We start from the raw sequence: 12,215 nt of genomic DNA on the forward strand, positions 1-12,215 counted from the left end.
TCCAACCTGTGGATCCCGGTGCTCATCATCGGAACCGCGGGAACCGCGGCACTGATCCGCGTCCTGCGCGCCAACCTCCTCGACGAGGCCGGCTACGACGAGCGCTCCGGCGGGGTCCGCCTCGCCCCGAACGGCGCCCCGGTGAGCTTCGACCTGTCCGTTCCCACCGACTTCCGCCCGGACATCATCGACTCCATGGAGATGGTGATCGGTTTCTGGGACGAGCTGGACATCGACGTGGACCTCGACACCGAGGACCGATCGTTGTGGCAGAACAACCGCGAGGAGAACGAGCACGACGCGAACGTGTGGTCCGGAGACGCCGGCCTGCGCGACGCCATGTACGACGCCCGCTGGTACGCCCCCGTGCACGACGGGGAGTCCAACTTCGGCATCCCGTGGGCCAAGTGGTTCCGTTCCGACGGTGCCGATCCTCGCTCCACCGAGCCCCCGGACGACGTCAAGGAGCACCTGGAGATGTACAGGGCCGTCGAGGGCGAACCCGACCCGGATCTCCGCGACGAGCTGATGGCGGACTTCCTGTCCGTGTCCCAGGAGCGGTTCTACGCCATCGGTATCAGCCTGACCCCTCCCGGCTACGGGATAGTCGCCGACCACTTCCACAACGTCCCCGAGTCGATGCCCTCGTCCTCGGTCTACAACGACCCGGGCCCGACCAACCCCGAGCAGTACTTCATCGAGGAGTGAGATGAACGGCCTCGGCCTGACACACGAAGAGAACCGGTCCCTGCGCCTGACCCATGAGGGCCAGGAGATCGCCCGCTACGTCCACAAACCCTGGGACCCCACCCTGGAGTCCCCTCGCCCGTACTTCCACCCACTGCGCACCCTGAAGGGCAACGAGGTGAGCCTGTACAGGCCGCACGACCACGTGTGGCACAAGGGGATCGCCTGGTCGCTGCCGAACGTGGGCCCGGCCAACTTCTGGGGCGGCCCCACCTACCTCCGTGAGGGGGGCTACCGGCAGTTGGACAACAACGGTTCCACCGACCACCGTGCCTTCGACCGGATCGAGGTCGCCCCCGACCTGGTCTCGATCACCGAGCACCTGGAGTGGAACACACAACAGGGCGCCCGCTGGTTCACCGAGGACCGGAACATCCAGGTCACCGCGACCCCCGCCCAAGAGGCATGGACCCTCCTCTTCGAGACGGCGTTCACCAACGTCACCCGAGCACCGATCACCTTCGGCAGCCCCACCACCGAGGGCAGGCCCGACGCCGGCTACGGAGGCCTGTTCTGGCGCGGTCCCCGCTCCTTCAGCGGCGGGCGGGTCCGTACCGCCACGCAGGAGGGCACCGACGAGCTCATGGGGGTCCGCGCCCCCTGGCTCTCCTTCACCGGACAACACGACGCCACGAACGACTCCTCGACCCTGGTGTTCGTCGACGCCCCGGACAACCCGGGCCATCCGGTCAAGTGGTTCGTGCGCAGCAACATCTTCGCCTGCGTCTGTCCGGCCCCGTTCTTCGACCAGGAGGTGGACATCGAACCCGAACAGACCCTCACCTACAGGTACGCCGTGGTGATCGCCGACGGCGACCCCGAGACCTCCGGCTGCAAGGACCTGGCCGATCTGGGGCTGAGCGCCCTGGAGTCCACGTGACCCCGTTCCCGGGGGGAACCGCCGTCTCGCACCTGTGGGTCTACGACTGGCTCGCCGAGGACGGGGTGTCCGGCGGTTCCCCCCACCTGCACACCGCTTCGGCCGAGGGCTACGTCGTCATCCGCGGCCGAGGAACCCTGGAGACCCTCGGCAGCGCCGGCCACCGACAAACCCCCCTGAGACAAGGAACGCTTCTGTGGTTCACCCCCGGCACGGTGCACCGACTGATCAACAACAGCGGCGACCTCGAACTCATCGTGGTCATGCAGAACGCGGGTCTGCCCGAAGCGGGCGACGCCGTCCTCACCTACCCCCGGGAGTTCCTCGACGACCCGGAGGCCTACCGGGAGGCGACGACGGTCACCGACCACGTCGAAGCACGACAACGTCGTGACCTGGCCGTCCAGGGCTACCTGGAACTACGGGAACAGGTTCGACGAAGGGGGCCCTCCGCTCTCATCGACCTCCACAGGTCCGCGGTCGAACTGGTCCGTGACAAGGCCGTGGGGTGGCACCACCACGTCCGGCGGGGCGTCGTCCAACAGGCCGAGAGCGCGCAAAGGCACCTGGAGGCACTTTCTCAGAGTGATGGAGGACACTTATCGGACGCCGCCGTTTTCACCGCCACAGAGGGATCCGGAACGGGCATGTGCGGTGATCTCCGAACATGGGACCTCGACGGAGCCACCATGATCCACACTCCGTGACCGGTTCCGGCCCCGGAGGGCGGGTTGCCCCGAACCTAACGATCCAAGATCGTTGATACTGCTTGCCCTCAATTACGGCCCACCCGAAAAGAGCCCCCATGAGCACCACCGACACCATCAGGTGTCACGCGGCGCGAGGCGACGGCCGAGGGTCGCGCCCGAGCGGCGCATCGGGGCGTTCGGGGGCGGCCCCCGAAGGCACAACGAAGACGACCCTGGGAGTCGGCCGAAAGCCGACGACCAGGGTCGTCTAGAATCAAGTGGGCGAGGAGGGATTTGAACCCTCACATCCTTTCGGACACACGGACCTGAACCGTGCGCGTCTACCGTTCCGCCACCCGCCCGAGTGACTTATTCAATTATAGTGCCAGGTGATCCGGTGTTCTTCCGGTTCGTCCTGGCGACAAGAAAAAGACTAGCACGGGCTGGAGGCGACTCGCACATCGTTTGTGGACGGCCCCGATCGTGGCCGCCCAACGCCGTTGACGGGGGTGCACCTGAGACCGGGGGCGCCCCGGCCCGGTTACGATCGTCTACACATACGGAGTGGAGTACAAAGGGAGGTACCTCGTGGGAGTGCTCCAACGCTTCGAGCGCAGGCTTGAGGGCATGATCGAAGGCACCTTCGCGATGGCCTTCAAGTCGGAGCTCCAGCCGGTCGAGGTCGCGAGCGCCGTTCAGCGAGAGATGGACGAGCGGGCCGCCATCGTCGCCCAGGGTCGGACACTGGTCCCGAACGACTTCATCGTCGAGCTGTCGGCCAGTGACAAGGAACGCCTGGAGGTTTACGCCGACAGTCTGGGACAGGAACTGTCGAAGCTGGCCCGTGACTACGCCACCGAACAGGGTTATTCGTTCGTCGGTCCGGTGCGGGTGCAGTTCCGTTCGGATGAAGGTCTCAAGACCGGACGGTTCCGGATCCGTTCCGGTGTCGTGCGCGGGAGTCTGGTGGAGGGCGGTGAGCTCCGCCAACCGGTGGGCGATCCGGCTCCGGGCTCGGCGCAGCGTCAAACGGGTCGTCCTCGTCTGCTGATCTCCCCCGGCGGGGCGACGGCCGAGGGCAACATCGCCAGCCAGGGCATGCAGCAGTCGTTCGAACTGACCACGCCGGTGACCCTGTTGGGGCGCGGCACGGACTGCGATCTGCGTCTGGTGGACAACGGTGTCTCCCGTCACCACGTGGAGATCCGCGTGGACGGCGACGAGGTCATCCTGGAGGACAGGGGTTCCACGAACGGAACCTTCGTCAACGGGCAGCAGGTCAGGCAGGCTCGGCTGGTGGACGGTACCCGGATCAGTCTGGGCCGCACCACCATGACCTTCCGCCGCGACTGACCGCTCCCTCGACAGGTCGCCGACTCCGTCCCCTCCCGGACCGCAACCAACCGCCTCGCTTCGGCGTCTGAAGGTTCGGGGCCGGTGGTGGGCCGACAAGGGACCACTGTCGGAGAATCCGGCCGGGAGGGTAGTCTCCGCGAAGACCTGACCGATCGGGCACAATGGCCGCGGCCGGCTCTGGGTCGTGGACCAGCGACCTAGACTCACCGACCCGAAGGTGGGGCAGACACGGTGGCGGCGCCGATGACCGCCACCCCGGCCGAAGCACGACAGGGGCTGAAGAGCAGTTCGATGTCCAACTTGACCCTCATATTGATCAAGATCGCGTATCTCGCGGTGCTTTGGCTGTTCGTCCTCATGGCGGTCGGCGTTATCAGTACGGACCTCTTCGGGCAGTCGAAGAAGAAGTCCCGCAAGAAGAAGCCGCGATCGGCCCCGCGTCCCGCGCCGCGTCGTTCCCCTTCTTCCTCTCAGGGACGTTCGCGGGTCTCGCGCAACGAGCCCACGGTGCTGGCCGTGACCCAGGGCCCGTTGACGGGTACGACGGTCAATCTCTCCTCCCAACCCATCCTCATCGGCCGCGCCCCCGACTCGACGTTGGTCATCACCGATGACTACGCCTCGGGTCGACACGCGCGTGTTTACACCGAAAGCGGCCGCTGGTTCGTCGAGGACCTCAACTCCACCAACGGCACCTACCTCGGCCAGCAGAAGCTGAACCGCCCCCAGCCCATCACGGTGGGTCAGCCCATCCGTATCGGCAAAACCGTCCTGGAACTGCGCAAATGACAATCGCTCTCCGATACGCGGCGTACTCCGACGTAGGATGCCTCCGCGAAGGCAACGAAGACTCCGGTTACGCCGGTCAGCACCTCCTCGCGGTGGCCGACGGCATGGGCGGGTACGCGGGCGGAGAGGTGGCCAGCTCGATCGCGATCTCGTCGATCCGCAGTCTGGACACCTCCGACGATCCACGGGCCGAAGAGATGGCCGAGGTCCTGCAACAGGCCGTCGAGAAGGCCAATGAGTCCCTGGCCCTCCGGATCCGGCAGGAACCCCAGCTCGAGAACATGGGCACCACCCTGACCGCCATGTTGTGGTCGGGTTCACAGGTCGCCCTGATCCACATCGGTGACTCGCGCGCCTACCTCATGCGGGGCTCGCGGTTCGAGCAGATCACCCACGACCACACCTTGGTGCAGACCCTCGTGGACGAGGGCAAGATCACCGAGGAGGAGGTCGCCACCCACCCGCAGCGGTCCCTGATCCTGCGCGCCCTGGACGGCAAGACCCCGGTCGACCCGGACATCTCCATCAGCCGCGCCAAGCCCGGTGACCGCTACATGCTGTGCTCCGACGGTTTGTCGGGTGTGGTCAGCAAGAAGACCATCCACGAGACCCTGGCCACCGAGAGCGACCCGCGCGCGGCCGCCAAGAAGCTCATCGAGTTGGCGATCCGCGGCGGCGGTCCGGACAACATCACCACGGTGGTCGCGGACGTCATCGAGACGGACAGCGACCAGGAGGGCCCGACCGTCGGCTCCCAGGTCGTGGGCGCGGCCGACCAGCGTGACGCGGCGACGGGCCCGAACGAGACGAGCCCCGCCAGACGGGCGCAGGAACTTCGCGGCAGCGGCGGCGACACCGCCGAGATGGACCCCATCGACGAACAGGCGCCGCCTCCACCCGGTACGTACGGCGCCTCTCCCTTCGAGGAGCGCGCCTACGACGACTACGACGGATCGCCCCCTCGTGACCCGGACCCGGAGCCGGAGTACCGGACCCGTAGCTGGTGGCCGATCATCCTCGTCTTCGTCATCGTGGTCGGCGCGATCGCCGGTGGCGGCTACTACTTCGGCAGTCGGTACATCGAGGACCAGTACTTCGTGGGTGTCTCCTCCGACGGGGAGAGCGTCAGCATCTACCGGGGCATCGACACCAACATCGCCGGGTTCGACCTGTCCGAGGAGGTGGAGAGGACCGAGCTCCGGTTGGACTCGCTCGCCCCCACCGACCAGGAGGCCCTCCGGAACAACATCGAGGCGAACGACCTCACGGACGCCCAGGCCAAGGTCGAGGACCTGCAGGGCGAGGTCGAGGGCTCCGAGCAGACCCAGAGCGACTCGGGCCGCCAGGAGACCGAGACCGAGGAATCGGGGTGACCCATTGAGCACCACGAAACCCGAGGCACCGACGGCACTACCGCCGGTCAAACGGCGCAACGCCGAGCTGGTCCTGGTCCTCATCGCCATCGCCATCATGATGAGCGCGATGGCCACGGCCGGGCTGAACCTCAACAACCAGGTCCCGGGCGCCATGTGGGGCTACGGCCTCATCTTCGGCGCCCTCGCCCTCGCCACGCACGTGGCGCTGCGGTTCATCGCCCCGTACGCCGACCCCCTGATCCTGCCCTGCGCGCTGTTCCTCAACGGGATCGGCGTGGCGATGATCTGGCGTCTGGACGCGGCCGACTCCGGGAACATCGAGCACGCCGGCATCGGCATGCAGCTGGTGTGGACCGCGGTCGGCATGATCCTGTGCATCGCCCTGCTGTTCTTCCTGAAGGAACCGCGGATCCTGCAGCGGTACACCTACCTCACCGCGCTCGCCGCGATCATCCTCATCGCGCTGCCGATGATCCCGGGCCTGGGCATCAGCGAGTACGGCGCCCGCCGGTGGATCGGCATCGGGCCGTTCACCATGCAACCGTCCGAGTTCGCCAAGATCGCGCTGGTGATCTTCCTGTCCTCGTACCTGGTCACCAAGCGGCAGGTGCTGTCGTTGGCGGCCAAGTCGATCAAGGTCGGCCGGTTCAAGATCCTGGACCTGCCTCGCGCCCGTGACTTCATGCCGATGGTCGTCGGCTGGGTCGTGGCGATCGGCCTGCTGGTCATCAGCAAGGACCTCGGTTCCTCGCTGCTGCTCTTCGGCACCTTCCTGGCGATGCTGTACGTCGCCACCCAGCGATCCTCCTGGGTGTTCATCGGCCTCACGGTCTTCATGGGCGCGGCCACCGCCGCGATGTACATCTTCTGGCACTTCCGCCAGCGCGTGGACATCTGGTTCCACGCCTTCGACCAGGACGTCTACGACCGGCTGGGCGGCAGCATGCAGCTGGTCCAGGGCATCGTGGGCATGGCCTACGGCGGCCTGTTCGGTACCGGTTTCGGCGGCGGCCAGGCGCACAACATCTTCGCCGCGGACAGCGACTTCATCTTCGCGTCACTGGCCGAGGACCTGGGCCTGACCGGGCTCATGACCATCCTGATCGTGATCTTCCTGTTGGTCCAGCGCGGCATGCGCATCGCGTTGGCCTCCCGTGAGCTCTTCATCAAGATGTTGGCGAGCGGCATCTCCTTCGTCATGTGCTTCCAGGTGTTCGTGGTGTTGGGCGGCCTGACCAGGATCATTCCGTTGACCGGTATGACCACACCGTTCCTGGCCGCGGGTGGTTCCGCGTTGATGGCCAGCTGGTTGATGGTCGGTCTATTGCTCCGGATGAGCGACAACGCGCGCAGACCCGCGCCGCAGGCCATCCAGGACGAGGGGGCCACACAGGTGATCCGACGATGAACACACCCATCCGACGCCTCAGCGTCTTCTCCATGATCCTGTTCGGTGCCCTGATGGCACAGCTCACCTGGATCCAGGGGTTCCAGGCCGAGGCCATCCGGGACCACCACCTCAACACCCGCCAGTACAGCGAGCGGCTCACCGAGATGCGCGGACCCATCGTCGTCGGTGGGGAGAACGTCGCCTACTCCGAGAACATCGCCGCCGAGGACGACCCCGCCCGTTACCAGCGCGTGTACGAGGGCGGTCCCCTGTACACGCCGGTGGTCGGTTCCTTCCGCAGCTATGGCGCCGACGGCATCGAGAAGGCCGAGAACGCGCTGCTGGACGGCACCGACGACCGGCTCGCGGTGCGCAACTTCCGCGACGTCATCACCGGACGTGAGCCCGAGGGCGCACGCGTGGAACTCACCATCGATCCCGCCGTTCAGCAGGCCGGTTACGAAGGCTTCGAGCAGCTGGGCATGAACGGCGCCGCGGTCGCGATCGACCCGAACACCGGGGCGATCCTCGGCTCCGTCTCCTACCCCTCCTTCGACGCCAACGAGGTCGTCAGCATCGAGGAGCTCACGGAGGCGGTCGAGAACTTCGACGCCTTGGCCGCCGACGAGAACCAGCCGCTGCTCAACCGGGCACTGAACGAGCGCTACCCCCCGGGTTCCACTTTCAAGGTCGTGACCGCCGCCGCGGCCATGGAACACCTGGACGCCGGGCCGGACTCCACCATGGATGCTCCGGACACCCTGGAGCTGGGACATCCGCTGCCCAACGCCACCCCCGGCGGTACGTGCAACGACGGAGACCCCGACACCCTGGCCCACTCGATCCAGATCTCCTGCAACACCTCGATGGCCAACTGGGCGATCGAGATGGGCGGCCAGGCCCTGGCGGACCAGGCGGAGGCGTTCGGCTTCCAACCGGAGGGCTCCGACGAGGTGCTGAACGTTCCGATGTCGGTCACCCCGAGCCTGGCCCCCGTGGAGGACGACCGCAACATCCTGGGCCGTGCGGGCATCGGTCAGTCCAACGTGGAGGCGACCCCGTTGCAGATGGCGATGGTGGCCGCCGGCGTGGCCAACTCCGGTGAGGTCATGCACCCGTACCTGGTGGACTCGGTGCGCGATTCCGACCGCACCGTCGTCACCCAGACCACACCCGAGGTCTACAGCCAGGCCATGAGCGCCAGCACCGCGTCCGACCTGACGGACATGATGGTCCTGGTGACCGGACCGGATGGATCCGGCACCAACGGAGCCATCCAGGGCATGGACGTGGCCGGCAAGACCGGTACCGCCGAGACCGGTGGTGAAAAGGGCACGCACAACTGGTTCATCGGGTTCGCCCCGGCCGACGATCCCCAGGTCGCGGTCGCGGTCGTCATCGAACACGGTGGCGGCAGCGGTGGCGAGCTGGCCGCGCCGATCGCGCGAAACATGATGGAGGCAGTGGTTCTGTAGTGAACGCCTACGAACCGTCTTCCCAGAACGGTCCCGGTGACCTCACCGGGGCCGTTCTGAGTGACCGATACCGGCTCGAGGAGCAGATCGGCTCCGGCGGCATGGGCACAGTGTGGCGGGCGACCGACACCCTGCTCAACCGTTCGGTGGCGGTCAAACTGCTTCACCCGGCGCAGATGGCCGAACCGACCGCGCGTGAACGGTTCCGCACGGAGGGCCGGATCACCGCCGGTCTGTCCCACCCTGGGATCGCACAGGTCTATGACTACGGCGAGGAGCACGGACGTGCCTTCCTCATCATGGAGCTCGTGGTCAGCGAACCCCTGTCGCAGGTGCTGCGGGAACAGGGACGACTGAGCGCGGACCAGACCCTCGACTTCGTGTGCCAGGCGGCCAAGGCGCTGGCCGCGGCGCACGCCCGTGGCGTGGTTCACCGCGACATCAAGCCGGGCAACCTGTTGGTGACCGAGGACGGACAGCTGAAGCTGACCGACTTCGGCATCGCCCGCGGGGACATGTCGGTGACCCTCACCCAGACCGGCATGGTGATGGGCACGGCCCAGTACATCTCACCGGAACAGGCGTCGGGACGACCCGCGACCGCGGCCTCGGACCTGTACGCACTGGGCGTGGTGGCCTACGAGTGCCTGGCCGGGCAACCGCCGTTCACCGGGGACAGCCCGGTGGCGTTGGCCCTGGCGCACACGCGCGACGACCCGCCTTCCCTGCCGGAAGACGTCCCGGGGGACATCGACGACCTCGTCTTCTCCATGCTGGAGAAGGATCCGGAGGAGCGACCGTCCTCCGCCGGGGAGGTCGCGCACCTGGCCGCGGTGATCCGGTCCAACGCCGGTACCGGTCCGCCCACCCCCTCCACCGGTTTCAGCGGCATGGCGCAGACCAGGGTGGTCGGCGCGGTACCCGATTTCGGTCCTCGTAGCGGTGCCACCGATCAGGTACGGCGAACCTCCGGCCAGTCCCCCGTAACCCCTGATCAGGGCACGGATTCCACTAGGCTGACGGAGAACCCGGAGTCCGGTCGACGGGTCAGGACGCCGGTCGTGCTCGCGGCGGTGGCCGCGACCGTCCTCATCGTCGGCGCGGCGGTGGCCGGGTTCATGATGGGTGACACCGGCACCGAACCGGTCAACACCAGCGACCGGCCGGCCGTCACCGACGAGTCCCCCGATCCCACTCCCAGTGAGGAACCGGAGGAGCCCGAGATACCCGAGGACCTCGAACCGATCCCCGACACTCCCGAGTGGACCCCGCCCCCTCAGGACTGGGACCAGACCGAGTCCCCCCTCCCCGGTGAGGGCGAAGAGGAGCCCGCTCCTCCCGAGGACGACGTCACCACCCCGCCCGAGGACGACGTCACCGATCCGCCCGAGGACGAGGATCCCGGCGGTCAGGACCCCGGTGGTCAGGACCCCGGCGGTGGCGGAGGCGGCGAAAACGACGGTGAGGGAACCTGATTCGACGACAGAGACCAGAGCCTGTGACCATGCAATGAGCGAGAGACGCTCAGGGTAGGCGGCGGCCCGCGGGCGGCCACCGGAAGACACGAGGATTAGTGCACGACATGTCCCAGCCCCGGCTCCTCGGCGGACGCTACGAACTCGACACGGTTGTCGGGCGCGGTGGCATGGCCGAGGTATACCGCGCTCGCGACCTTAGGCTCGACCGGCTCGTCGCGATCAAGACCCTCCGACACGACATGGCCCGGGACCACGTGTTCCAGGCGCGGTTCCGCCGTGAGGCCCAGTCCGCGGCCTCCCTGAACCACCCCGCGATCATCGCCGTCTACGACACCGGCGAGGACATGATCGATGGTGTGTCCATCCCGTACATCGTCATGGAATACGTGGACGGTCGAACGCTCAAGGAACTGCTCGACGACGACCGCAAGCTGTTGCCGGAACGTTCGGCGGAGCTGGTCGACGGCATCCTCAAGGCCCTCGAGTACAGCCATGACAACGGCATCGTGCACCGGGACATCAAGCCGGCGAACGTCATGTTGACCCGCAACGCCGACGTCAAGGTGATGGACTTCGGCATCGCGCGGTCCATGGGCGACGACCAGGCGACGATGACACAGACGTCGCAGGTCATCGGCACCGCCCAGTACCTGTCGCCGGAGCAGGCTCGTGGTGAGCGCGTCGACCCGCGCAGTGACATCTACTCCACCGGTTGTGTGCTGTACGAGCTGCTCACCAGCCGGCCTCCGTTCACCGGCGACTCCCCTGTCTCCATCGCCTACCAGCACGTCCGTGAGGACCCGATCCCGCCTTCCGAGGTGGACTCGCAGATCCCGGACTGGCTGGAGGACGTCACCCTCCGCGCCATGACCAAGGACCGCGAGGAGCGGTACCAGAACGCCGCGGAGATGCGCGCCGACATCCAGCGCGGTATGGCCGGGATGCCCACGCAGGCGGGCACCATGGCCATGGCCGCCGCCGGCGCGACCACGGCGCTTCCGCCCGCAAGCGACAACGGGTACGACGACTACGACGACGGTTACGACGACTACCGGGACGAGAAGAAGGGCGGGGGCAAGACGGCCCTTTGGGTGCTGCTCGCCCTGGGTGTCATCGCCTCGATCGGCCTGGTCATCTTCCTGATGACCCGGGACGGGTTCGAGGAGGTCGAGCAGGGCACCGTCCCCGACGTGGCCGGCCAGTCCCAGGAGGAGGCCGAGTCGACCCTGATGGAGGAGGGCTTCGAGACCTTCACCGTCGACACACAGGCCGACGACGAGGTCGAGGAGGGCACGGTCATCGAGACCGACCCGACGGCCGGCGCGGAGGTCCCGTTGGACGAGTCGATCGTCATCACGGTCTCCTCCGGACCCGGTGCCCTGGAGATCCCGAGCGTCGACGGGCAGACGGAGGCCGACGCGCAGTCGACCCTGAGCGAGGCGGGCTTCGAGAACGTCACCACCGAGTCGCAGGCCCACGAGACGGTGGCGCAGGGCAACGCGATCGGAACGGACCCGTCCGCGGGCAACGAGGTCGCACCCGACACCGAGATCACCCTGCGCATCTCCTCCGGGCCCGACCAGGTCGGAGTGCCGGACCTGCAGAACATGTCCCGTGACCAGGCCCAGAACGCCCTGGACCAGGCGGGTCTGGTGGCGCAGTTCGAGGAGCAGGAGAACCCGGACCACTCGGCGGACACCGTCATGGGCCAGTCCCCGGCGGCCGGCCAGAACGTGAACGTCGGCACCACGGTGACCGTGACGATCGCCATCGCTCCGGCGGACGACGAGCCCACGGAGTCAGACGATCCGACCGACCCCGAGGAGCCCACGGATCCGGAGGAGCCCACGGACACCCCGGAGATCCCGGGCCCGCCGGAGGACGGTTTCGCGGTCCCGCGCCGCGGCTAGAGGACGCGGGAACAGACACGAGAAGGGCCGTACCCGAAGCTTGGGTTCTAGTGGTGGTTGCAACACCCCAGTTCAAGGGGTGCGATGCACTTCCAGATCCGTCAGGACCGAACACCACAAGGCCC

General features: G+C 67.2%; 9 protein-coding genes, 1 tRNA gene and 1 pseudogene. 10 read left to right on the forward strand and 1 reads right to left on the reverse strand.

The genetic code is table 11. The features are described from left to right. The 3 genes and pseudogenes from K8V84_RS19280 to K8V84_RS19290 form a co-directional block, all read left to right on the forward strand. A pseudogene (locus K8V84_RS19280) lies at positions 1–708 on the forward strand (ABC transporter substrate-binding protein); the annotation flags it as partial. 1 nt (position 709) lies between these two features. Next, positions 710–1,627 (forward strand): PmoA family protein, encoded by a 918-nt coding sequence (locus K8V84_RS19285; protein WP_304076944.1) that lies wholly within the window; start codon positions 710–712, stop codon positions 1,625–1,627. Further along, entirely contained in the window at positions 1,624–2,334 is a 711-nt protein-coding gene (locus tag K8V84_RS19290; RefSeq protein WP_304076947.1) for a cupin domain-containing protein, read from the forward strand. The genes K8V84_RS19285 and K8V84_RS19290 overlap by 4 nt, the downstream gene beginning before the upstream one ends. A gap of 261 nt (positions 2,335–2,595) precedes the next feature. On the opposite strand, the gene K8V84_RS19295 is transcribed toward K8V84_RS19290, so the two are convergent. After that, positions 2,596–2,678, reverse strand: a tRNA-Leu gene (locus tag K8V84_RS19295). 232 nt (positions 2,679–2,910) lie between these two features. Between K8V84_RS19295 and K8V84_RS19300 the strand changes: the two genes are divergently transcribed. From K8V84_RS19300 to pknB, 7 genes are all read left to right on the forward strand, one after another. Continuing rightward, positions 2,911–3,669 carry a DUF3662 and FHA domain-containing protein gene (locus K8V84_RS19300; protein ID WP_304076960.1) on the forward strand — a complete coding sequence of 253 codons (759 nt, stop codon included), beginning with the start codon at positions 2,911–2,913 and terminating at the stop codon, positions 3,667–3,669. A 246-nt stretch (positions 3,670–3,915) separates the two neighbouring features. After that, a complete protein-coding gene (locus tag K8V84_RS19305) occupies positions 3,916–4,461 on the forward strand; it encodes an FHA domain-containing protein (RefSeq protein ID WP_304076949.1) in 546 nt (181 codons plus the stop codon). Beyond that, on the forward strand, positions 4,458–5,834 hold the full coding sequence (locus tag K8V84_RS19310) for a Stp1/IreP family PP2C-type Ser/Thr phosphatase (RefSeq protein ID WP_304076951.1): 1,377 nt from the start codon (positions 4,458–4,460) through the stop codon (positions 5,832–5,834). The genes K8V84_RS19305 and K8V84_RS19310 overlap by 4 nt, the downstream gene beginning before the upstream one ends. Positions 5,835–5,838: 4 nt before the next feature. Then, positions 5,839–7,245, forward strand: coding sequence for an FtsW/RodA/SpoVE family cell cycle protein (locus K8V84_RS19315; protein WP_304076952.1), 1,407 nt, complete (start codon positions 5,839–5,841; stop codon positions 7,243–7,245). Then, complete coding sequence (locus K8V84_RS19320) at positions 7,242–8,702, forward strand: penicillin-binding protein 2 (RefSeq protein ID WP_304076955.1); 1,461 nt, start codon at positions 7,242–7,244, stop codon at positions 8,700–8,702. Before K8V84_RS19315 ends, K8V84_RS19320 begins: the two co-directional genes overlap by 4 nt. After that, positions 8,702–10,177 carry a serine/threonine-protein kinase gene (locus K8V84_RS19325; protein ID WP_304076958.1) on the forward strand — a complete coding sequence of 492 codons (1,476 nt, stop codon included), beginning with the start codon at positions 8,702–8,704 and terminating at the stop codon, positions 10,175–10,177. Before K8V84_RS19320 ends, K8V84_RS19325 begins: the two co-directional genes overlap by 1 nt. A 107-nt stretch (positions 10,178–10,284) precedes the next feature. Next, positions 10,285–12,090, forward strand: a complete 1,806-nt coding sequence (pknB, locus tag K8V84_RS19330; RefSeq protein WP_304076959.1) for a Stk1 family PASTA domain-containing Ser/Thr kinase — start codon at positions 10,285–10,287, stop codon at positions 12,088–12,090. Positions 12,091–12,215 lie beyond the last annotated feature (125 nt).

The sequence above is a fragment of the Nocardiopsis listeri genome (assembly GCF_020741345.1).
Taxonomy (GTDB): Bacteria; Actinomycetota; Actinomycetes; order Streptosporangiales; family Streptosporangiaceae; genus Nocardiopsis; species Nocardiopsis listeri_A.

What these genes read in the sequence shown, in the direction of transcription:
- K8V84_RS19305 (WP_304076949.1), top strand. Translation starts at nt 3,916, where the DNA reads ATGACCGCCACCCCGGCCGAAGCACGACAGGGGCTGAAGAGCAGTTCG.
- pknB (WP_304076959.1), top strand. Translation starts at nt 10,285, where the DNA reads ATGTCCCAGCCCCGGCTCCTCGGCGGACGCTACGAACTCGACACGGTT.
- K8V84_RS19320 (WP_304076955.1), top strand. Translation starts at nt 7,242, where the DNA reads ATGAACACACCCATCCGACGCCTCAGCGTCTTCTCCATGATCCTGTTC.
- K8V84_RS19285 (WP_304076944.1), top strand. Translation starts at nt 710, where the DNA reads ATGAACGGCCTCGGCCTGACACACGAAGAGAACCGGTCCCTGCGCCTG.
- K8V84_RS19310 (WP_304076951.1), top strand. Translation starts at nt 4,458, where the DNA reads ATGACAATCGCTCTCCGATACGCGGCGTACTCCGACGTAGGATGCCTC.